The sequence below is a fragment of the Flavobacterium sp. IMCC34518 genome (assembly GCF_027111095.2).
Taxonomy (GTDB): domain Bacteria; phylum Bacteroidota; class Bacteroidia; order Flavobacteriales; family Flavobacteriaceae; genus Flavobacterium; species Flavobacterium praedii.
This window is the reverse complement of the sequence record NZ_CP114284.2, coordinates 2342767-2368503: the sequence shown is the minus strand read 5'-3', so window position 1 is coordinate 2368503 and position 25737 is coordinate 2342767. Positions and strand designations below refer to the sequence as shown.

General features: G+C 36.4%; 10 protein-coding genes. 1 reads left to right on the top strand and 9 read right to left on the bottom strand.

The annotated features are described in order from the left end of the window. Positions 1 to 10: 10 nt before the first annotated feature. The 3 genes from ruvA to OZP06_RS09945 form a co-directional block, all read right to left on the bottom strand. A complete protein-coding gene (ruvA, locus tag OZP06_RS09955; RefSeq protein WP_269221724.1) occupies positions 11 to 592 on the bottom strand; it encodes a Holliday junction branch migration protein RuvA in 582 nt (193 codons plus the stop codon). Positions 593 to 739: 147 nt separating this feature from the next. Beyond that, the gene (locus tag OZP06_RS09950; protein WP_281323667.1) at positions 740 to 3019 is read right to left on the bottom strand and encodes an NADP-dependent malic enzyme; all 2280 of its coding nucleotides are present in this window, start codon (positions 3017 to 3019) and stop codon (positions 740 to 742) included. Positions 3020 to 3179: 160 nt separating this feature from the next. Further along, positions 3180 to 3605, bottom strand: a complete 426-nt coding sequence (locus OZP06_RS09945; protein ID WP_269221723.1) for a CBS domain-containing protein — start codon at positions 3603 to 3605, stop codon at positions 3180 to 3182. Between the two features lie 552 nt (positions 3606 to 4157). Between OZP06_RS09945 and OZP06_RS09940 the strand changes: the two genes are divergently transcribed. After that, on the top strand, positions 4158 to 5183 hold the full coding sequence (locus OZP06_RS09940; RefSeq protein ID WP_281323666.1) for a LacI family DNA-binding transcriptional regulator: 1026 nt from the start codon (positions 4158 to 4160) through the stop codon (positions 5181 to 5183). Between the two features lie 69 nt (positions 5184 to 5252). Here the strand turns inward: OZP06_RS09940 and OZP06_RS09935 are convergent, their stop codons facing one another. The 6 genes from OZP06_RS09935 to OZP06_RS09910 form a co-directional block, all read right to left on the bottom strand. Beyond that, the gene (locus OZP06_RS09935; RefSeq protein ID WP_281323665.1) at positions 5253 to 7193 is read right to left on the bottom strand and encodes an OmpA family protein; all 1941 of its coding nucleotides are present in this window, start codon (positions 7191 to 7193) and stop codon (positions 5253 to 5255) included. A 10-nt stretch (positions 7194 to 7203) separates the two neighbouring features. Beyond that, the gene (locus tag OZP06_RS09930; protein ID WP_269221603.1) at positions 7204 to 8130 is read right to left on the bottom strand and encodes a type IX secretion system membrane protein PorP/SprF; all 927 of its coding nucleotides are present in this window, start codon (positions 8128 to 8130) and stop codon (positions 7204 to 7206) included. Between the two features lie 35 nt (positions 8131 to 8165). After that, positions 8166 to 21278, bottom strand: coding sequence for a gliding motility-associated C-terminal domain-containing protein (locus OZP06_RS09925; RefSeq protein WP_281323664.1), 13113 nt, complete (start codon positions 21276 to 21278; stop codon positions 8166 to 8168). 487 nt (positions 21279 to 21765) lie between these two features. Next, entirely contained in the window at positions 21766 to 22689 is a 924-nt protein-coding gene (gene queG, locus OZP06_RS09920) for a tRNA epoxyqueuosine(34) reductase QueG (protein WP_269221720.1), read from the bottom strand. A gap of 120 nt (positions 22690 to 22809) precedes the next feature. Next, the gene (gene ruvB, locus OZP06_RS09915; protein ID WP_269221719.1) at positions 22810 to 23832 is read right to left on the bottom strand and encodes a Holliday junction branch migration DNA helicase RuvB; all 1023 of its coding nucleotides are present in this window, start codon (positions 23830 to 23832) and stop codon (positions 22810 to 22812) included. 82 nt (positions 23833 to 23914) lie between these two features. Further along, the gene (locus OZP06_RS09910; RefSeq protein WP_281238024.1) at positions 23915 to 25711 is read right to left on the bottom strand and encodes a cbb3-type cytochrome c oxidase subunit I; all 1797 of its coding nucleotides are present in this window, start codon (positions 25709 to 25711) and stop codon (positions 23915 to 23917) included. Positions 25712 to 25737: the final 26 nt, after the last annotated feature.

Below are 25737 nucleotides of genomic sequence, written 5' to 3'. Positions count from 1 at the left end.
TAGTCACCTTTTATAAATTTTTTAAAGCTCTCTTTATTATAGTTTCCACTGTAGCCTCTGGGTCTTCTTTGACGATTTTTTCAATTACCTTTTCTGATGTTTTTCGAACAAAGCCTAGGACTTCTAGAGCAGATAACGCCTCATCTTTATTTGTATTGCTTTGAAGCATGGAAACTTCATCCAAATCATATAATTTTAACACTTTTTCTTTCAAATCAAGAATAACCCGTTGTGCTGTTTTACTACCGATTCCCTTAATTTTTTGAATAGTAACTACATCTCCAGAGGCAATGGCATTAATAATTTGTTTTGGTTCCAATGAAGAAAGCATCGTACGGGCTATGCTAGCTCCAATTCCAGAAACAGACAACAGCATTTTAAATATCTCTCTTTCTGATTTTTCTACAAAACCAAATAAAGTATGCGCATCTTCTTTAATTTGAAGATGCGTAAATAATTTTATAAAATCTGTATTAGGAAGTAATGAATAGGTATGCAAAGAAATATTCACATGATACCCAACTCCATTACAGTCTATTACTACATCGGTAGGTGTTTTTTCTACTAATTTTCCTTGTAAATGTGCTATCATAAATATTTTATCTGTCCAAATATAATAAAATTTGAGATTAAAAGACAAATTGTAAGGTCTTAAGAATTCACGTTATAAGTAAAAACCAATAGTATACAATTTAATCTTAAAATCTCAAATCTTATTTTAGTGCAATTCTTAATATTATTACTTCATTCTCAAGTTTTTTTCCTGAGCATCGATTACAGCAATTGCAGCCATATTAACCATTTCCTCAACACTTGCACCCAATTGGAATACGTGCACAGGATTATTCATTCCCATCATTATAGGCCCAATTGAAGCAATTTTGTTTAACTCTTTCATCAACTTATAGGTAATATTAGCAGATTCTAAGTTTGGAAAAATCAAAGTATTTACTTTTTTACCGGCTAATTTTGAAAAAGGAAATTTTTCGGTAAGCATTTCTGGATTTAAAGCAAAATCTGCTTGAATTTCACCATCGACAATAATATCAGGATGATTTTCATGCAAATAAGCTACTGCTTCTTTCACTTTAGAAGCCGTTTTATTTACAGATGAACCAAAATTAGAATAGGACACCATCGCAATTACTGGCTCAACTCCAAATATTCGTGCTGTATTAGCAGTCATTAATGCAATTCTTGCTAAGTCTTCAGCCGAAGGATTAACGTTTATTGCAGTATCAGATAAGAACATAGGGCCACGATTGGTCATCATTAAATTAGTGGTAGCTACCAAAGAAACATTGGGTGCTTTACCAATAACTTGCAACATTGGTTTTACTACAGAAGGATAGCTTCTAGAATGCCCAGATACCAACGCATCAGCATCACCTAAATTCACCATCATTGCAGCAAAATAATTTCGCTCTCTCATGAACTTTTCAGCATCATAAAGCGACACCCCATTGCGTTGTCTTGTCTCCCAAAACTTAGTTGCATAACGCGTTCTTCTTTCATCTTCCTGGGCTAGCTTAGGATCAATTATAGGCAAATCGGCATCAAAGCCAAGTTCAGCTTTCAGCTCTAAAATAATTTCTTTATTTCCTAATAAAATTGGAAAACCTATCCCCTCTTCATAAACAATTTGAGCTGCTTTTAAAACATCCAGTTGTTCTGCTTCTGCAAAAACTACTCTTTTAGGATCTGTTTTAGCGCGATTGGTAATCATACGAATCATTTTGTTATCGTTACCCAAACGATCCAACAATTCTTCTTTATACTTTTCCCAATCAGTTATAGGATTCAAAGCAACCCCAGAATCCATGGCGGCTTTTGCAACAGCTGGAGCTACAACAGAAATTAATCTTGGATCAAACGGTTTTGGAATAATATATTCTCTACCAAACACTAATTTGGTGGCTCCATAAGCAACATTAACCTGTTCAGGCACGCTTTCTTTTGCTAATGCAGCTAGTGCTTTAACAGCAGCCATTTTCATCTCTTCGTTTATCTTTGTAGCTCGAACATCAAGTGCCCCTCTAAAAATATAAGGAAATCCAAGTACATTATTCACTTGATTAGGATGATCAGAACGACCTGTTGCCATTATAACATCTTTTCTTGTGGAAATGGCTAAATTATATGCAATTTCTGGATCAGGATTTGCCATTGCAAAAACAATTGGATTTTCAGCCATACCCAACAACATTTGTGGAGTCATTACATTTGCAGTTGACAAACCCAAGAAAATATCAGCTCCTTTCAACGACTCTTCTAAACTTACAGATGCGCCATCTTTAGCATATTTCAATTGCAATACAGACAAAGCAGGATTATCTTTTGTTAGAAGCCCTTTACTATTAAACATTAAAATATTTTCTCTTTTAACGCCTAACAAAACATATAAATCAGCACAAGCAATTGCAGCTGATCCTGCTCCAGAAACCACCATTTTTACGTCTTCGGCTTTTTTATTCGCTAATTCTAAAGCATTGATTAATGCAGCCGAAGAAATAATTGCTGTTCCATGTTGATCATCATGCATTACAGGAATATTAAGCTCCTCGACCAATCTGCGTTCAATCTCAAATGACTCTGGTGCTTTTATGTCTTCTAAATTAATTCCACCAAAAGTAGGTGCAATATTTTTTACTGTTTGAATAAACTCTTCAATATCTTTTGTTCCAATCTCTATATCGAACACATCAATATCTGAAAATATTTTAAACAATAAACCTTTTCCTTCCATAACTGGTTTTGAAGCTTCTGGCCCAATATCTCCAAGCCCCAAAACGGCAGTTCCATTTGTAATTACTGCTACTAAATTTCCCTTTGCAGTATATTTATAAACATTATTTATATCTTTTGCAATTTCTAAACACGGTTCTGCAACTCCTGGAGAATAAGCCAAAGACAAATCTCTTTGGGTTGCATATTTTTTGGTTGGCACTACTTGAATTTTACCTGGAGTAGGTTTTGCGTGGTACAATAACGCTTCGCTTCTTTTACTATTTTTATCCATTTTTATTTGGTTCTTTTTCTGGTTTTTTTATAACAAAGATAACTGACTTCAAATAAACAGCCACTTTTAACTTATTTTTTTATTTAAATTAAGGATAATTTATAACCAAAAAAAATAGCCACACAAAATGCAGCTATTAAATAGTATTCACAAACAACTGTTATTGTGAAATATAAGAATCCAAATGTTTTATAGTTTCTTTTTGAACTTCAATAATTGCTTTTACAACATCACCAATAGAAACTATACCAATTACCTTTTCATTTTCTATTACAGGCAAATGTCTAATTCGCTTTTGACTCATTAAACTCATACAAAAATCAAGATTATCTGAAGGTTTTACAGTCAAAACGTCGCTTTCCATAATCTCACTCACTGGTGTTTTTTTTGAAGACTTATCTTTTAAAACAATTTTTCTAGCATAATCTCTTTCTGATAGAATACCTTTCAATACTCCTTCTTCTATTACAAGAATGGCTCCTATATTTTTTTCACCCATAACTCTCAATGCTTCAAAAACAGTAATAGTCGAAACAATGGAAAAAACTTCTTTGCCTTTTGTACTTAATATTTGATTTACAGTCATAACGGTTAATTTTTAGAACGTTAAATTTAGATAAAAATCACATACAAAATTCAAAAATCAATAAAAATTATAGCAGCCAAAAAACAATTAATGACCAAAATATTATTTTCGTCCACATTACCCATTTATGTTCGAAATTAAAAATTAATACATTTAAGTTGTCAATGTATTTTGTTTATTAGAAAAACATTTTTTCATTAATAGAACATTCAATATGAAAATCACATCAGTATAGGATAAAATCCAATAATTAAATACAGCTATAATTATACAAATTTTCAAAATAAGGACATTTAAATTCATTTGCAAAAATCACTTTCATCAGAACTTTAAACAAAAGATTATGCTTCTCTTGAAATTGGCTGAGTTTTTATTTCTCTTCTATTCGATATAAAACAAAAAATCACACCTAATACACCAATTATTATTTAAAACAACTCAAATAGAAACTTGTATTTTAAAGAGAAACTTTTAAATAATTTTATCTTTATTTTAAACAAATAATTAATTCTAAATTTATATTTTAAACTTATTTTAAACTAGATTTGAAATATGAAAGATATCACTCTCAAAGAAATAGCAACCACATTAGGAATCTCAATTACTACAGTTTCTAAAGCCTTAAAAGACTATCCTGATGTTAGTGCCAAAACAAAAAAAGCAGTAATTGAACTTGCTCAAAACTTGCATTATACACCAAATAGTTTTGCTGTAAACTTACGCACAAAAGAGTCTAAAACAATTGGATTAATTATCCCTGAAGTAATGCATCATTTTTTTTCAAATGTGATAAATTCAATTATAGATGAAGCTGAAAAAAACGGATACTTGGTCATCATCCTTCAATCTAATGAATCGATTGAATTAGAGAAAAAACAAGTTGATTTATTAATTAACAAAAGAGTTGATGGTATTTTGATCTCTCTATCTAATGAGAGTAATTATGACGAACATATTCAACATATAATAAACAGAAAAATACCTTTGGTGATGTTTGATAAAATTTCAAAACTTGCTCCTTGTTCTAAAGTCATAATTAATGATCAAAAAGCGGCATTCAATGCAGTACAACATTTAATTGATATTGGATGCAAAAAAATAGCATATATAAGAGGACCGTTAAACCCACAAAATTCAATTGATCGCTTTATTGGATACAAAAAAGCATTAGAAAAAAACCATATTCCTTTTGATTCTTCATTGGTTTATACCTGTGAAAAAGTAACATTTGAAGAAGGTTATGATTTTACCGCACAAATAATTAAAGAACATCCTGATGCAGATGGCATTTTTGTAATGACTGATTTAGCGGCAGTTGGCGTACTATCATTTTGCAATGAAAATCAAATTAAAATACCTGAGCAAATTGCAGTAATTGGATTTAGCAATTGGTTTATGTCAAAGGTTATTTCTCCTAAACTGAGTTCGGTTGACCAACCAAGTCATAAAATGGGAATAACCGCTTTCGATTTATTATTAGAGGAAATGAATGCTCATAGAGATGAAAATATATTTACACCAAGGACTATTGAACTGGAAACTAATATTATAATAAGAGAATCTACCATACGACAATAAAACCACAAAAAAAACCCTTCAATCATAAATATTTAGAAAGAAGGGTTTGGGTTTTAAATACGATTACATTTACTGCATCGAAACAATTATAAATTCGCTTCGTCTGTTGGCTTGGTGTTCTTCTTCGGAACATTTTACACCATCGGCACATGGATTGACCAATTGAGATTCTCCATATCCTTTCCCGGTTAATCGTGCTGAATTAATGCCGTTTTTAACCAACCAAGTCACTGTAGCTTTGGCTCTTCTATCGGATAATTTCTCGTTGTAAGCAGCGGTTTGGCGGCTATCGGTATGCGAACGCACTTCGATTTTCATCGCTGGGTATTGCTGCATAACGGTCAATACTTTGGCCAACTCGTAACTGGCATCCTTACGAATGTATGACTTGTCCAAATCAAAATAGATCATCGGAATGTCTAAGGTTTTGGCCAAATCTGTCCCTACTGTTATTGGCTTGATTCTTCGCTCCAACTCCATCGAGTAGTCTTTGCTTCCGCTGAAACTTTTGGATCTAACTGATCCTTCTTTGGTTTGATAGTCCTCTTTCTCGGCTCTTACATAATACGTTTTACTGCAATCTACTGCAAAACTATACCTGCCTTGAGCATCGGTTTGGGTAACTTGCAACGGTTTGAAATTGGAATCAAATAAACTCATCTTTGCATTCGACACTATTTCTTTGGTTTCTTGATCTGTTATCAAGCCCGAAAGCATTTGATCACAAATCAATTTTTTGTACTCCACAAATCGGTAAATATCATCGTATCCTTTTCCGCCTTCTCTATTGGATGTGAAAAATCCATTGCGCTTTTTATTGATTAAAAACGCAAAATCATCTTGATTACTATTTATTGGCTCCCCAACGTTTTGAATGCCATAAAAACTATCATCTACCTCTTTTCTGGCCACAAAAATATCCAATCCTCCTAAACCTGGGCGGCCATCGCTGGCAAAAAACAATTCATTTTCTTCCGATACAAACGGAAAGGTTTCTCGGCCTTCGGTATTGATTTCCGGCCCTAGATTCTCTGGAGTTCCATATGTACCATCTTGATTGATTTTAACCCTAAACAAATCCGACTGCCCTAATGTCCCAGGCATATCCGAGGCAAAATACAGGGTTTTTTCGTCTTGGCTTAATGCTGGGTGAGCCACGCTGTATTCATTGCTGTTAAATGGCAATTCTGTTACATTGCTCCACTCGCCTTCTGCATCCAATGTGGCTTTGTAGAGTTTTAATAAAGTGTTTTTACTCGAATCTCTTCCTCTTTTGCCTTCTAGGTAGTTGTTTCGTGTAAAATACATGGTTTTGCCGTCTTGGGTAAATATCGGAGTTGATTCATTGAACTTCGAATTGATAGTACGTACAAATCGTTCCGGAATTCCCATCTCACCATCGGGTTTCATCTCTGATGCATACAAATTGGTAAAGGATTTGTTGGTCCATTTGAATACTTTCTTGGAAACACCTCCAGTATCTCTTGCGGAAGCAAATACTAATTTATCGCCTAAAAAGGAACTCCCATAATCTGAAAATGCCGAATTAACTCCTGCATCCACTACTTGAAAACGTCCCGAATTGGCCTTGATTTCCTCTAGATAATTTTTATTCTCTTTGAATAATATCCCTCTTTTATCGTTACCACTTTTTAAATTAAACTGTTCCAACATTTGATCCGACTTTTTGTAATCTCCTGTTGATTTTAAGGTCTGTGAGTAGCGGTAATAATATTCGGCCTCTTGATTGGGATACAATGTAAATAGTTGCTCATACCATTTTGATGCTTGTGGCAATTCGGCTTTAAAATAATAGGCATTCCCTAACTTTTGAAACATCTTTTCGTCTTGGTATCCTTTGGCTGCCACTTTCTCATAATTGACTATGGCATCGACATAAGCATAACGATCGTAATTGACATCCGCTTTGGCAACTGTTTTTTTTTGGGCGTACCCTGAGGTCAACAAAAGCAATATAAAAAGGCTATATAGTGTAGTTTTAATTTTCATAGGTGTGGTTTTAAAAGAATCTTGGGGAGATAATTTTGTCAAACTTGTTAAACAATTCGTATCGCAAAAAGATTTCGTGGGAACCCGAATTGTATTGTGCCAATTCTGTTGTGTCAAAATCATAACTGTATCCTATAAACCATGAATCACTGGCTTGGAAGCCGACCATGGCGCTCATCGCAGCACTCCATCTGTAGGCTAATCCCGCTACGAATTTTTCGTTCATCATGAAATTGGCGCTCACGTCCACCTGAAGTGGTGCTCCTTGTACGTATTTGCTTTGCAACGAGGGTTTGAATTTTAGACTTGGATTTAAATCAAATACGTATCCTGCTATCAGGTAATAATTGATTTTCTCGGTGGCAATATGGCTGCTTGAACTCGAGGTGGCCGTCCCATCAAAATGTACCGTTTCGATTAAATTGGGCGCTGACAATCCTAAATAACCATTATCCGAATGCAAGTAAAATCCAACTCCAATATTGGGCGAAAATTTATTGTCGATATTCTCTTCAAAAATAGCATCGCCTGGATTTTGTTTCAGTTTTGTAAAATCAACGTTTAATAAATTCGCGCTACCTTTTATTCCAAATGACATTTTATATTTATAATTTACAGGGATAGTGTATGAGAAATCAACGGCTATATTGTTCTCATCCGATGGCCCTATTTGATCGTTTACAAATGACAATCCCAAGCCTACTTTACTATCATTTATTGGTGTATTGATCGAAAAGGTGTTCGTCACCGGTGCGCCATCTATTCCTACCCATTGATTGCGGTGTAATGCAAAAATACTCATGGCTTGTCGAGATCCTGCATAACCTGGATTCACGACTATTGTATTGTACATGTATTGGGTGTATTGTGCATCTTGTTGGGCAAAGCCTACAAAGGATAAAAGCATTAATACCAACCCTATTATTTTCGTTTTCATGTGTGTGTTTTTTTTAAGCTTAGGGACTTATCCAACTATTTTCTGTTCAAATACAAATATCCTGATTTCTCAAATGCATTATTGGCACTGTCTCTGTATTTCAGTATATAAAAATAGGTTCCTACGGGTAATTCTGATGATTTCTCTATGGTTACTCGACCTTCGGAAACTCCTTTAAAAGCCCTATCTTCATTATTGTAATGCTCGCGTTCGAATACTAAAACACCCCAACGGTTGAAGATCTCTATCGAATTCTCCGGATAACATTCTAAGCCTTTTACATAAAACTTGTCATTGATCCCTGCCGAACCATCGGGTGATACCGCATTGAAGACTTCTATTGCACAGCCCGAAACACTCAGTACCGTTGGATTATCATCCACCAAATTCAACTCGTCCGATTTATCTTCTACTACTTTTCCGCTTGGTGCGGTACCATAAACAGTAGCTTGATTTGAAATACTTCCTAAATTAATATCTGATTGCTTAATAAAATACAAGCCCGAGAAATGTGTCGTACTGACTTCTCCTATGGCCAATGTTAATGGAGATCCTGACATGATAACTCCTGGTAATGGATCACTAATAGTTACATTACTCAATGGTGTATTACCTGTATTGGTTATTTCAAAACTGTAGGTAATGGTTTCCCCTGGCTGTGCATATCCATCATTGTTCTCATCCCTGAATTTCGCCGTTTTCACTAAAGCAATACTAGGCCTTTCTACTACAATAGTGATCGTGGCTTGACTGCAATTGCTAGGATTGGCTTTCTCACAAATGCTGTAATTTAAGCTATAGCTACCCCCTGGTGTATTGCCCAACACATTCAACAGCCCATCTGTTCCTATTGTGAAATTTGGACTTGGTGTCAATGTGATACTTACATCTGAAGCCTTAGCCGGCAATCCATTGATTGTGTCATTTGACAATACATTGAGAACTCCTGTTAATGCTTGAGTTCCATCTACTGTTCCTGCATCGTCATTGACCGCTAGAATATCGGCATAGGTTTTACAACTGATTCCAAAATCTAAATTCAAATTAACTTTTACTGATTCTGTAAACTGAGCGTACAAAATAGTATTGGTGGTTAAACCACAGTCAACATAACTTTTTGATTTTTCTGTACGCGCTTGTTTTAGTGTTCCGCTTGGCAATACTTTAACCAATCCAGAAGCTGACATCGCCTCAGAAGCTTGTTCGAAATTAGCTTCTTTTATAAACTCAATTTTATATTCTCCATAAGCTCCTTGTGGCGCTCTTGTTCTCCAATAGCCTTCAACTCCCATCGTTACGCTTCTGGAGAATCCATTAGGACCCGTTACAAATATATTAGGAACATTTGTGGTTCCATTTCCAAATCCGGCTGCGTTCAATTCTCCCGCATTTGCAATTCCTTTATAACTTCCGTCTCCATTAAAATCAATCCATTCCCATTTACTGAAATCAATTACGCCATTAGAATCTGGTATGTTTTTAGTCACAAGACCATCATTATTGGCATCGTACCACTCATCTTGAAGTCCATTGTTGTTTAAATCGTACCATACAAAATCACCTAAAACTAATAAATCAGTTTTATTATATCCAAAATCAATCTTTTGATACTTACAATCTTCTACTTTTAATATCAAGAAACTTGGTGTTGTATTATACAACTCTTGAGCCGTATTCAAATTCGCGTCTTGAACTTGGATTACATAATCCCCCGCTACCATTCCCATAAATGAATAGCTGCCATCTGCTTTGGTAATACTCAACAAAATTGGACCGGTAGTAGTATTTATTGGTTTTAAAGTCACCGGAACATTTCCTAAGGGGGTATTAGTAAGCTCATTTTTAATTAAACCCGATATAGCTGTTGATAAACCACAACCAACTGTTACTGTAACTATAGCCGTATCACAATTATTTAGGTTTAATTTATCACAAATGGAATATGTCATTGTATATGTCCCAGACGGTGTAAAGGCTGCCATTTCAACTGTCCCATCTGATTTTAATGTCATAAAGCCCGTTGGATCAGCTGTGACTGTCGATATTAGTACATTGCTCAAAGTAGCTTTGGCCAAATCTACAGCATCATTATCCAATACATTTAATACCTCTTGAACTGAATTGCTACTCAACAAAGATCCCGATAAATCATCAGCTGCAAATATAACCGGTGGGGCAGGTGAAGGAACATCATTTACTGTCAAGTTAATATTTGCAATGTCACAAATTGAAGGCAATGTTGTTGAACAAATTTGATATTGTAAGGTATAATTTCCTATTGCGGTTCCTGCCGCAACTGTTAGAGTGCCATCTGCATTCAGAGTAATCCCTGATGGATAAGCTCCAACTTGAGTTACAGCAACAGTATTGAAAGTAGCGGGAGTAAACACAACTCCATTCATATTATCGTTCATTAACACACTTTCTGTAATACCTCCAAATGCTCCAATTATAGGCAATAATGAGTCGTTCACTGCATCAACATCTATAACTTTAATTATAACTGTAGCTTGATCACAAATAGTTGGGTTCACTATATCACAAATTGAATATATAATTGAATAATTTCCTGCAGGTGTATTAGATGGAACATTAATAAACCCGGTTGCTGTATCCAATATTGGCACTAGTGAACCAGCTCCAATTGGAATTGCAGGTGTAACTACTGAAATTATAACTAAATTACTATTTAATGATTTCCCATTTATTGTATCTGGATTTGCAGGATTTGCATCCAATACATTTCCTGCATTTGTAGCACCTACTTTACTAACTATTGGAGCTAACAAATCATCTTCTGCTATAACAATTGGATTTTTAACAGTAATATTAATTACAGCAGAAGAACAATTTGACGGATTTATTTTTTCACAAATAGTATAGAATATAGTATAAATACCAGCTGGAACACTAGGTGGGATAACTATTTCATTTGAATTCAAATCAACTTTAGGAACAGGGAAGTTTTGACCAGAAGGTAAAATTACATCCGTTACGGTAACTTTTACTTTATCAAAAGTTATTTTTATTCCATCTAATGTATCTTCTCCATTACCATGATCTTCATTAAATGGTTTTAAAACAACAACATTTAAAGTATTGTCAACAACTATATCATCATTTTGCGCTTGAATAACTGCAGCACCTACGACTACTATTGAAGTTACCGTATCGCAATTTGTTGGATTTGTCACTTCACAGATGGTATAGGTTACATTATAGTTTCCTGCTGGGGTGCTAGGAGCTACTGTTACCGTACCATCCAGATTTAAGATTAAGCCTGTGGGTACGTTTACTTCTCTCAAGGTAACTTGCCCGGGGTTAGTCCCTATCACTACAGGATATCCGTTTAGGTTGTCATTGCCTACTAAAGAAGCTGTTGTACCTCCTGGCAAGCCGTTGATCGGTATTGTAGTTTCAGTTATCGCATCGATGATCGGTGTGCTTACAAAAATCGTCACAATAGCTGAATCACAATTCGCTAAGTTTGCAATTTCACAAATTTGATATGTCAAAGTATAATTTCCAGCAGGAGTACCCGCTGCAACAACAACATTGTTGTTAGCAAACGTGATTCCAGGATTTGTTGCATTAACAAAACTTATTTGTACATCTGAAGCCTTTATTGTGTTACATTTTAACAAATCATTTGATAACACATTAGTAAATGAAATTCCACCAGTGTATCCATTTACTGGTGATCCAATATCGTCATTAGCAACAATAAAATTAGTTACAAGTAAATTAGCTTCACATGTTGTTTTGTTGCCACAAGAGTCTTCAATAGTTATAATAATAGTTGTATTACCTGACATAGCTATAGATCCAACGGCAGGTAATTGTGTAACAATCAAAGAATCCCCAGCTGTACAATTATCGGTTGCAACTATACTTTTTGTAAAGTCAGGAACTAATGCTTGGCAATTAGAATCTGAAGCTACTGTTTGATTAGTTGCACAAGAAATAATCACAGGCGCCTTGGTGTCTTGAACCGTGATGGTTTGAACGTGAGTCGTAGTAAGTCCACAAAGATCCTTAGCTATCCATGTTCTTGTTAAGCTATAACTTCCTGCACAAGTTCCAGCTGTGGTTGTTTCAGTGTAGGTTACTGTTGCCGTTCCACAATTATCCGTTGCCGTTAATATTGGAGCTGTTGGTACCGCTGAACATTCTACCGTTACATCCGTTGGAAGAGTTTCTACAAATGTTGGTGCCGTGGTGTCTTGAACCGTGATGACTTGAGTAAAAGTAGCAGACAAATTATTACAAACATCTTTTGCAATCCAAGTATTAGTATATGTTCCACTATTTACACATGAACCTGCGGTAAACGAACCACTAGTTTTGGTATACACTACTGTTCCTCCACAATTATCCGTAGCAGTTGGCGCTTGTGATTGTGCTGCAGTCAAACCATTTACATCATTACATTGTAACATGATATTTAAAGTATTTGGTGCTGTAGTCCAAATTGGTACCGTTGTGTCTTGAATAGTAATTGTTCTGGATACTGAAGCTAAAGCTCTTCCACAAGTATCTGTGGCTGTCCATGTTTCTGTAACGGTTCCTCCACAAGAATTAGGTGTAGCTGTAAAAGTAGAAGCATTTGAAGTTCCACTAATTTCACATCCTCCTGTTAATCCATTGCTAAATGAAATTGTACTTGGTGCTGGTATAGCTCCACAAGCTACCGTAATGTCTGCAAGAGCGGTCATCGTTGGTAAAGCTGCTGGGCTTACTGTAATTGTTCTGGATACTGAAGACAAAGCTCTTCCACAATTATCTGTGGCTGTCCATGTTTCTGTAACGGTTCCTCCACAAGAATTAGGTGTAGCTGTAAAAGTAGAAGCATTTGAAGTTCCACTAATTTCACATCCTCCTGTTAATCCATTGCTAAATGAAATTGTACTTGGTGCTGGTATAGCTCCACAAGCTACAGTAATATCTGCAAGAGCGGTCATCGTTGGTAAAGCTGCTGGGCTTACTGTAATTATTCTGGATACTGAAGCTAAAGCTCTTCCACAAGTATCCGTGGCTGTCCATGTTTCTGTAACGGTTCCTCCACAAGAATTAGGTGTAGTTGTAAAAGTAGAAGCATTTGAAGTTCCACTAATTTCACATCCTCCTGTTAATCCATTGCTAAATGAAATTGTACTTGGTGCTGGTATAGCTCCACAAGCTACCGTAATGTCTGCAAGAGCGGTCATCGTTGGTAAAGCTGCTGGGCTTACTGTAATTGTTCTGGATACTGAAGACAAAGCTCTTCCACAATTATCTGTGGCTGTCCATGTTTCTGTAACGGTTCCTCCACAAGAATTAGGTGTAGCTGTAAAAGTAGAAGCATTTGAAGTTCCACTAATTTCACATCCTCCTGTTAATCCATTGCTAAATGAAATTGTACTTGGTGCTGGTATAGCTCCACAAGCTACCGTAATGTCTGCAAGAGCGGTCATCGTTGGTAAAGCTGCTGGGCTTACTGTAATTATTCTGGATACTGAAGCTAAAGCTCTTCCACAAGTATCCGTGGCTGTCCATGTTTCTGTAACGGTTCCTCCACAAGAATTAGGTGTAGTTGTAAAAGTAGAAGCATTTGAAGTTCCACTAATTTCACATCCTCCTGTTAATCCATTGCTAAATGAAATTGTACTTGGTGCTGGTATAGCTCCACAAGCTACAGTAATATCTGCAAGAGCGGTCATCGTTGGTAAAGCTGCTGGGCTTACTGTAATTATTCTGGATACTGAAGCCAAAGCTCTTCCACAAGTATCTGTGGCTGTCCATGTTTCTGTAACGGTTCCTCCACAAGAATTAGGTGTAGCTGTAAAAGTAGAAGCATTTGAAGTTCCACTAATTTCACATCCTCCTGTTAATCCATTGCTAAATGAAATTGTACTTGGTGCTGGTATAGCTCCACAAGCTACCGTAATGTCTGCAAGAGCGGTCATCGTTGGTAAAGCTGCTGGGCTTACTGTAATTATTCTGGATACTGAAGCTAAAGCTCTTCCACAAGTATCCGTAGCTGTCCATGTTTCTGTAACGGTTCCTCCACAAGAATTAGGTGTAGCTGTAAAAGTTGAAGCATTTGAAGTTCCACTAATTTCACATCCTCCTGTTAATCCATTGCTAAATGAAATTGTACTTGGTGCTGGTATAGCTCCACAAGCTACCGTAATGTCTGCAAGTGCGGTCATCGTTGGTAAAGCTGCTGGGCTTACTGTAATTGTTCTGGATACTGAAGCCAAAGCTCTTCCACAAGTATCCGTGGCTGTCCATGTTTCTGTAACGGTTCCTCCACAAGAATTAGGTGTAGCTGTAAAAGTTGAAGCATTTGAAGTTCCACTAATTTCACATCCTCCTGTTAATCCATTGCTAAATGAAATTGTACTTGGTGCTGGTATAGCTCCACAAGCTACCGTAATGTCTGCAAGTGCGGTCATCGTTGGTAAAGCTGCTGGGCTTACTGTAATTGTTCTGGATACTGAAGCTAAAGCTCTTCCACAAGTATCCGTAGCTGTCCATGTTTCTGTAACGGTTCCTCCACAAGAATTAGGTGTAGCTGTAAAAGTTGAAGCATTTGAAGTTCCACTGATTTCACATCCTCCTGTTAATCCATTGCTAAATGAAATTGTACTTGGTGCTGGTATAGCTCCACAAGCTACCGTAATGTCTGCAAGAGCGGTCATCGTTGGTAAAGCTGCTGGGCTTACTGTAATTGTTCTGGATACTGAAGCTAAAGCTCTTCCACAAGTATCCGTAGCTGTCCATGTTTCTGTAACGGTTCCTCCACAAGAATTAGGTGTAGCTGTAAAAGTTGAAGCATTTGAAGTTCCACTAATTTCACATCCTCCTGTTAATCCATTGCTAAATGAAATTGTACTTGGTGCTGGTATAGCTCCACAAGCTACCGTAATGTCTGCAAGAGCGGTCATCGTTGGTAAAGCTGCTGGGCTTACTGTAATTGTTCTGGATACTGAAGCCAAAGCTCTTCCACAAGTATCCGTGGCTGTCCATGTTTCTGTAACGGTTCCTCCACAAGAATTAGGTGTAGCTGTAAAAGTTGAAGCATTTGAAGTTCCACTAATTTCACATCCTCCTGTTAATCCATTGCTAAATGAAATTGTACTTGGTGCTGGTATAGCTCCACAAGCTACCGTAATGTCTGCAAGAGCGGTCATCGTTGGTAAAGCTGCTGGGCTTACTGTAATTGTTCTGGATACTGAAGCCAAAGCTCTTCCACAAGTATCTGTGGCTGTCCATGTTTCTGTAACGGTTCCTCCACAAGAATTAGGTGTAGCTGTAAAAGTAGAAGCATTTGAAGTTCCACTAATTTCACATCCTCCTGTTAATCCATTGCTAAATGAAATTGTACTTGGTGCTGGTATAGCTCCACAAGCTACCGTAATGTCTGCAAGAGCGGTCATCGTTGGTAAAGCTGCTGGGCTTACTGTAATTATTCTGGATACTGAAGCTAAAGCTCTTCCACAAGTATCCGTAGCTGTCCATGTTTCTGTAACGGTTCCTCCACAAGAATTAGGTGTAGCTGTAAAAGTTGAAGCATTTGAAGTTCCACTAATTTCACATCCTCCTGTTAATCCATTGCTAAATGAAATTGTACTTGGTGCTGGTATAGCTCCACAAGCTACCGTAATGTCTGCAAGAGCGGTCATCGTTGGTAAAGCTGCTGGGCTTACTGTAATTGTTCTGGATACTGAAGCCAAAGCTCTTCCACAAGTATCCGTGGCTGTCCATGTTTCTGTAACGGTTCCTCCACAAGAATTAGGTGTAGCTGTAAAAGTTGAAGCATTTGAAGTTCCACTAATTTCACATCCTCCTGTTAATCCATTGCTAAATGAAATTGTACTTGGTGCTGGTATAGCTCCACAAGCTACCGTAATGTCTGCAAGTGCGGTCATCGTTGGTAAAGCTGCTGGGCTTACTGTAATTGTTCTGGATACTGAAGCTAAAGCTCTTCCACAAGTATCCGTAGCTGTCCATGTTTCTGTAACGGTTCCTCCACAAGAATTAGGTGTAGCTGTAAAAGTTGAAGCATTTGAAGTTCCACTAATTTCACATCCTCCTGTTAATCCATTGCTAAATGAAATTGTACTTGGTGCTGGTATAGCTCCACAAGCTACCGTAATGTCTGCAAGAGCGGTCATCGTTGGTAAAGCTGCTGGGCTTACTGTAATTGTTCTGGATACTGAAGCCAAAGCTCTTCCACAAGTATCCGTGGCTGTCCATGTTTCTGTAACGGTTCCTCCACAAGAATTAGGTGTAGCTGTAAAAGTTGAAGCATTTGAAGTTCCACTAATTTCACATCCTCCTGTTAATCCATTGCTAAATGAAATTGTACTTGGTGCTGGTATAGCTCCACAAGCTACCGTAATGTCTGCAAGTGCGGTCATCGTTGGTAAAGCTGCTGGGCTTACTGTAATTGTTCTGGATACTGAAGCTAAAGCTCTTCCACAAGTATCCGTAGCTGTCCATGTTTCTGTAACGGTTCCTCCACAAGAATTAGGTGTAGCTGTAAAAGTTGAAGCATTTGAAGTTCCACTGATTTCACATCCTCCTGTTAATCCATTGCTAAATGAAATTGTACTTGGTGCTGGTATAGCTCCACAAGCTACCGTAATGTCTGCAAGTGCGGTCATCGTTGGTAAAGCTGCTGGGCTTACTGTAATTGTTCTGGATACTGAAGCTAAAGCTCTTCCACAAGTATCCGTAGCTGTCCATGTTTCTGTAACGGTTCCTCCACAAGAATTAGGTGTAGCTGTAAAAGTTGAAGCATTTGAAGTTCCACTAATTTCACATCCTCCTGTTAATCCATTGCTAAATGAAATTGTACTTGGTGCTGGTATAGCTCCACAAGCTACCGTAATGTCTGCAAGTGCGGTCATCGTTGGTAAAGCTGCTGGGCTTACTGTAATTGTTCTGGATACTGAAGCTAAAGCTCTTCCACAAGTATCCGTAGCTGTCCATGTTTCTGTAACGGTTCCTCCACAAGAATTAGGTGTAGCTGTAAAAGTTGAAGCATTTGAAGTTCCACTGATTTCACATCCTCCTGTTAATCCATTGCTAAATGAAATTGTACTTGGTGCTGGTATAGCTCCACAAGCTACCGTAATGTCTGCAAGAGCGGTCATCGTTGGTAAAGCTGCTGGGCTTACTGTAATTGTTCTGGATACTGAAGCTAAAGCTCTTCCACAAGTATCCGTAGCTGTCCATGTTTCTGTAACGGTTCCTCCACAAGAATTAGGTGTAGCTGTAAAAGTAGAAGCATTTGAAGTTCCACTAATTTCACATCCTCCTGTTAATCCATTGCTAAATGAAATTGTACTTGGTGCTGGTATAGCTCCACAAGCTACCGTAATGTCTGCAAGAGCGGTCATCGTTGGTAAAGCTGCTGGGCTTACTGTAATTGTTCTTGATTTTGAAATTATTCTTCCAAGTTCGTCAGTAAAAGTCCAACTTTCAGTAACAGAACCACCACATGAAGATGGTATCGCACTTAGGGTTGAAGTTACCGAGCCACTAATGGGGCATGTTGTTGAATTATTAGTATAACTAAGAGTACTTGTCGTTACTGCTCCACAAGCTACAGTAATATCTGACGTAGTAGCAAATTGTGCCGCTGGCGCAGCAAGAATTGTCAAGGTTACTGAAGTTCGCGTTAAACTTGAACACGTTCCATTAGAAGTTTCTCCATATAAAGTTCTTGTCGCAGCAGTTGTACTTACTAAAGTTGCAGGACTTACAACATTTCCTCCTGTTGAGGCATCATACCAAACAATACTTGAACCTGATGGAACTGTAGCAGTTGCCGTCAAAGTCTGTGATGAACCTGTCTCACACACCTCTACATTAATTGGTGCCGTTGGGGCAGCAGGTAATAGATTGATCGTCACAACAACACTTCCTGTCATGTTAGCTGTACAACTTGTAGTTGCATTAGTCGCCACAACGGTATAAGTACCTGCAGCTGTTTTGTTTCCAAAACTAATCGCGCTTCCAGTTCCTGCAACTGCTACTCCGTTATTAACGCCTCCTAGTTGTAATTGATAATTTACTCCTAATTGAGAATTTGCTAGACCTACCACAACGCCTGTACCTCCTGAACAATAAGCACCGCCGCCTGTTACAGCATGTGCTATGGGCAAAATATTAAAAATCACATTCACATCATCACTCGATGCTGTACATGGTGTATTGGAAATCGTCCAACGCAAGGTATAAGATGTTCCTGCAGTGCCAGAAAAAGTAGTCGTTGGATTAGTATCCAAAGCAAATGATCCACCTGTTCCACTTACAATTGTCCATTTTCCAGTACCCACTGTAGGAGTGTTTCCTCCAAGGGTAACAGTCGTAAGTCCACAAGTCGTAGCTCCAATTTGGTCGGCTCCGGCATTGGCTGTAGTTGGTAAAGCATTAACGGTTACGGTCGGTGTTCCTGTAAAACTTGTACCTGAACAATTGGCGTCTGAAAGAGCAGTTATAGAATATGTTTTTATTGAAGTCGGACTTACTGAAATAGAATAAGGACTTGTTGTAATTCCTGTAACACTTGTTGGGGTGGTTCCATCAGAATAAGTCAAATTCCATGGTTGTACGCCAGTTAAAGCAATACTTAAATTCGTACTACTTCCATTACAAATGGTTGCTGTTCCGCTCAAATTACTTGATGGTTTTGCTTTTACTGTAACAATTGCAATTGAAGAAGTAGCCGTACAAGTTCCACTCTTTAATATTGCTCTATATGAAGTTGTAGCACTTAAGTTTGTAACAGTTATACCTGTTGAAGTTAAGGCAATAGTTGTTCCTGCTGTAGCAAAATTATCTAATGAAGATTCCCATCTAATTATCGTTCCAATATGTCCAGATAAAGTCAAAAGCGTACTATTAGTACCCGTACAAACTGTCGCTCCTCCAGCAACTGTTCCTCCAACAGATAATGGATCAACAGTTATGGTAACTGAGGAAGTTGGATCTGAATCACCTAGTGTAGAAATCGCTACTCTTCGGTATTTTGTAGTTGTTGTTAATCCAATAGGTACATCATATGTTGCGGAAGTAGCACCTGAAATTATATTCCAAGCACTGAATGGACTAATAGAACTTTCCCATCTATAGCTTATAGTTCCTACTCCTACTCCAGAGGCTGTGTTGGAAAATAAAACTGGATCGCCTCCGCTACATATTGTTTGATCTGCAGCAATTGAACCTGCAAAAACAGTAACTTTAACATAAGCGGTAGCTTTATCACAAATATTTGGTGACAAACTAGTTGAACAAATCTCATATTCTATTGGATAAACCCCATTAACTGTACCTGATGCTACAGAAATAATTCCTGCTCCATTTATTGTTAAAGGAACTTGGGTTTTTGGTGTTATACTAGTGTTTGTAGAAGTTACTAATACACCATTTATAAAATCATTAGCCTTAACTGAAGTTGCTAAAGTCGTACCAGATATTACTGTTGCAAAAGGGTTCAAAGCACTTCCATCATTAACCGCATCAATTGGAATACAATTGATTACTACAGGGGTTGAAGCTACCGAAAGCCCACATTCTTTTGTTCCTGCAACCGAATATGATCCTGTTTCCGTAGGGACATAAGTTTGGTTTGTGGCGCCTGGTATCAAGACATCATTTAAATACCATTGGTATGGCTCTAACCCTGGCTCAGCCGTTAAGGCCGAAACACACCCAGAACCGTTTATTGTAGGGGCAAACTGTTGGGTGGCATTATCATTATACGAAGACAAGTAAGAAGCCATAGAAAACCCTCCTTCTGACTGCACCATACTCAAACTCATTCGAACAGAAGATGTAAAAACAAGGTTTGTAGGATCACCTAATTGAGTATTTGTAAATCTCATAATGTAATAACCAGAACTGCCTATTTGATATCTTGAATTACTTGTCAAAGTCTCCAAATTGACACCATTTATAAATACTGGAGCAGATGCATCATTAACTAAAACATACCCAAAATATTTTAAGTTGGTAGTATTATCATATTTTAAAAATTTAATAGTTTCTACACTATAGGAACCCGTACAAGGACTTATAGGCGCAACACAAGCCATATCAACTTCGCAACTTTGTGCTGTACCAGAATATACTATGATTTTTTTATCAGCAGAAATAATTGAAGCTGAATATTTTACACCATCTATACCATGAAAAATACTTTGATAACTTCCAGCAGTTGGCAAAAGGTAGTTATTTGTAGCTGTTATGGTTCCTGCAGTATCAACAGTATTTACAGTAACTCTTGTATTGTCTTCAGTAGCAATAAAAACGGTTTGTTCTGGGAAATTTAAATTAGTACTAGTACCTCGAGTTGTTCCACTCCCTCTAACCACTAAATAATTTGTACCCAAAACTCGAACAGGGGGAATTTCATTCAAAACTGAATCTCCACAACCAGTTGGCGTATCTCTCCATTGACCAGAATTCATTACAACTGGTTTAGTAGAAGAAATTAATGATCCGATTGCTGTTTGAAAAAGATAACACTGGCCTGCATTCAAAGTAACCAAAACAGTCCCATTTATTGATACCACAGTGTTGTTATCAATTGCCATAACTGAATAAACAGGTGCTGCAGTTGCAGCTGGAAATCCTGTTGGTGCATAAGCATAAAGCCCTGTAAAATCTGATCTATAATATCCAACTCTAAAAGAAGAACCTATTGCTTCATTACCATAACTTGCTAATGAGGCATTTCCTTTAATCTCTGTAGGTCTGCCACCATTTACTGCATCACTTTCAATATTTCTTACAGAAACTGCAATAGGTAGAGTACTTGTAAAAATCAACCCTCTATCACTGTATATAGTATTGATGGCATTTGCAGGTTTTGATGCAGGGTTGCCTGTTGGTCTGAAAGCAACAGGTGAACCTGAAGTAACACTCATCGTTGTAATTGCAGTTCCATCACTTTTGGTAATGGTCACACTAGCTGTCCCTGAAGGACATGAAATAATAAACTCATTCGCTCTAGAAGAATAATCCCATGGAGCCGCTGCTATATAATGTTTTGTAGAATATTGTGAAAATCCTTTAGTTGTAAAGAGTAAAAACATTACAATAAGTAATGAGCCTTTAATAATACTATTCCCTTTCAAAGTAAAATTCTTCATAAATACAATTGATTTAAGTTTTGAAACAAACAAAACGTATATTGATTTTTAAACAGTTGAAAGAAATACTCCCTCAGTAAAAAAACCAAAAACCAGGCAAGTAAAACTCACCCGAAAACAGATTAAAGTTCCTATCGAAACAATAATCATTCCAAAACATTCAACTATACACAAAAATGTTGAGAGAAGAAAAAACAATAATTTTGATAAGCCTAAAGAATTAAGCTTAAGCGAAGTAAAGTTTCTCATAATCAATTCAGTATTAAGTTCAAATAGATTGGGTAATACAAAATTATATAATTATTAATTACTTATTAACAAATTTCGTTAAACTACAAATATTGTCGTCAATTAGCATTTTTATCGAAAAATAAAGAGTAAAAATCTAAATAACACGCAATTATACAATCAAAAATGATTTTTTTATATGAATTTCAAAATAAATAAAAACAATAAGTAACGATAAAAACTTGTTAAAAAAAACTAATTATTCTAGGAAAGATATATTTTTCTTAACACCTTGATAATTAGCGCGTTTTAGTGGTGAATTTTTAAATATTAATTTAAAAGTTTCCTCAGTCAATTCTATCCAATCTTTTTTTGACATTGCTAGCAAATCAGAATTGGAATTCAACAAAGGTTCATTGTGTGGCTTCGAAAAACGATTCCAAGGACAAACATCTTGACAGATGTCACAACCGAAAGCCCAATCATTAAATTTGCCTTTCATTTCATCTGGAATACTATCTTTGAGTTCGATAGTGAAATAAGAAATGCATTTACTGCCATCTACAATATAGGGCGAAACTATGGCCTCAGTTGGACAGGAATCGATACAAGCGGTACAAGAACCACAATGATCAGTGGTTGCCTGATTATACTCTAAATCTAAATCAATAATAAGCTCAGCTATAAAATAAAAAGAACCTACTTTTTGAGAAAGGAGATTACTATTTTTACCGATCCATCCTAAACCACTTTTAGCAGCCCAAGCCTTATCGAGAACTGGGGCAGAGTCTACAAAAGCACGACCAGAAACTTCACCGATATTTTGCTGAATTGAATAAAGTAATTCTTTAAGTTTTTCTTTGATGACAAAATGATAATCTTGACCGTACGCATATTTTGAAATTTTATAGGAATTGGCATTTTGAAAATCAGTAGGATAATAATTTAATAAAAGCGATACGACACTTTTTGCATCATCAACTAATAGAGTTGGATCCAACCGTTTGTCAAAATGATTTTCCATATAGGCCATTTGGCCATTTCTATTGTTTTTCAACCAGTCTTCAAGACGAGGGGCTTCCTGCTCAAGAAAACCTGCTTTTGATATACCACAAGATAAAAACCCTAGACGTTTTGCCTCGGTTTTAATGAATTGTGTATGTTTAATTTTATTATCAATCATTTGATACCAACAATGTGGTTTCGCAATAAATAAGACATAGCCCTGATAGGAACGGCATCCTTTTCCTGCTTCCTTTAAGCAGGAAAAGATACAGTGGATAGCAGGAATAGCTTCTAATAACTAGAATAAACCTCCTTGAATATTCGATTTGATTTTCCCTAAATGCTTATAGGCTTTTTCGGTCACTTCACGACCTCTTGGTGTTCTCATAATGAAACCTTCCTGAATCAAAAACGGTTCATATACTTCTTCGATAGTTTCACTACTTTCAGAGACAGCTGTAGCCAAAGTTGATAAACCAACCGGCCCACCTTTGAACTTGTCTATAATGGTATTTAAAATTTTATTATCCATTTCATCAAGTCCATGAGCATCTACATTTAATGCCTTGAGTGCGTACTTAGCAATCTCAATATCAATAGTTCCATTTCCTTTAATTTGTGCAAAATCACGGACTCTACGTAATAAAGCATTAGCAATACGAGGAGTACCTCTACTTCTACCCGCAATTTCAATGGCAGCTTCCATAGAAATTGGCATTTTAAAAATCATGGCACTTCGTTCTACAATTGTAGTTAAAAGTTCGGTTGTATAGTATTGTAATCTTGATGAAATTCCAAAACGTGCACGCATAGGAGCTGTCAAAAGTCCAGAACGAGTTGTTGCACCTATTAATGTAAAAGGATTTAGATTGATTTGAACAGTTCTAGCATTTGGACCAGATTCTATCATAATATCAATTTTAAAATCTTCCATGGCTGAATACAAATACTCTTCAACAATAGGACTCAATCTATGGATTTCATCAATAAACAAAACATCACGTTCTTCCAGATTAGTCAATAAACCAGCTAAATCACCAGGTTTATCTAATACAGGGCCAGATGTAATTTTTATTCCAACCTGTAATTCATTAGCTAAAATATTAGCCAAAGTAGTTTTTCCTAAACCAGGAGGTCCATGAAAAAGAGTGTGATCTAAAGCTTCGTTACGCTGATTGGCAGCTGCTACAAAAACCTTCAGATTTTCTAAAACTTGATCTTGCCCTGCAAAATCATCAAAAGACAAAGGCCTTAATCTTTTTTCGATGTCCAGTTCTTCAGAACTAAAATTAGTATTGGTAGGATCTAGATTTTCATTCATTCGATAAAGATAAAAAAAGTAACATTAAAATATAAAAAAATGCCTCTCAAGATTGAAAGGCATTTAAAATAAATTTAAAATATTAGTGATGTAAAACTTCTTCACCAACTTTCATTGGAACATTTTGAGGAACAAAATCCACATCATGACCCGGTTTACTATAATCATAAGGCCAACGGTGAACTTCTGGAATTGCGCCAGGCCAGTTACCATGAATATGTTCTACAGGTGCAGTCCATTCCAAAGTATTCGATTTCCATGGATTTTGAACTGCTTTTTTACCGTAGAAAATACTAGTAAAAAAATTATACAAAAATACCAATTGAAATGCACCACCAATTAATGCAAAAGTTGTGATTAAAACATTTACATTTTGTAAGTCATCAAATAAAGGAAAATTTGTATTTGTATAATAACGTCTTGGTAATCCCGCTAAACCGATAAAGTGCATTGGAAAAAATACTCCATAAGCACAAACAGCAGTAACCCAAAAGTGAACATATCCTAAATTTTTGTTCAACATTCTTCCAAACATTCTTGGAAACCAGTGATAAACACCAGCAAACATTCCATAAAGTGCAGATATACCCATTACCAAGTGAAAGTGAGCAACTACAAAATAAGTATCATGAACATTAATATCTAAAGTACTATCTCCTAAAATAATTCCAGTTAATCCACCAGTAATAAAAGTAGAAACCAAACCTATTGAGAATAACATTGCAGGATTCATTTGTAGATTTCCTTTCCAAAGTGTAGTAATATAATTGAATGCTTTTACAGCTGATGGAATTGCAATCAATAATGTTGTAAAAGTAAATACCGATCCTAAAAATGGATTCATTCCTGAGATAAACATATGATGCCCCCAAACTATAGTTGACAAAAATGCAATAGCAATAATTGACATAATCATAGCTCTATAACCAAAAATTGGTTTACGAGAATTTGTAGCAATAATTTCAGAAGTAATCCCTAAAGCAGGTAAAATTACAATATAAACTTCAGGATGACCTAGGAACCAAAATAAGTGTTCAAAAAGAACAGGAGAACCACCTTGGTAATGTAAAACTTCACCAGCAATATAAATATCAGACAAGAAAAAAGAAGTTCCAAAACTTCTGTCAAATATTAACAACAAAGCTGCAGATAATAAAACTGGAAAAGAAACAATACCAATTATAGCAGTTACAAAGAAAGCCCAAATAGTAAGAGGTAATCTAGTCATAGACATCCCTTTTGTTCTAAGGTTAATTACTGTAACAACATAATTCAAAGATCCCATTAATGAAGATGCAATAAAGATTGCCATTGATACCAACCACAATGTCATACCTAATCCTGAACCAGATATTGCTTGAGGAAGAGCACTTAAAGGTGGATAAATTGTCCAACCAGCGTTAGCAGGTCCTGATTCAATAAATAATGAACAAACCATTATCACACTAGACAAAAAGAACAACCAATAGGATATCATATTCATAAAACCTGATGCCATATCTCTTGCACCAATTTGCAGCGGAATTAACAAGTTACTAAATGTTCCACTTAAACCGGCGGTAAGTACAAAAAACACCATAATAGTACCATGTATAGTAACTAAAGACAAGTAAATATCATTAGTCATTACACCGTTTGGAGCCCATTTGTCTCCAAGTAAAATATTAAAAATCTTAAATGATTCTTCTGGCCAAGCTAATTGCATTCTAAAAAGCATAGACATACCAACACCAATAATTCCCATTATAATACCTGTTAATAAGTATTGTTTGGCAATCATTTTATGATCAATACTAAAAATGTACTTAGTAATGAATGTGTCCTTATGGTGGTGTTCGTGTTCGTGATCGTGTCCGTGATCGTGACCTTCTGCTGACATATTTTTATACTTTAAAATTTCTTAAT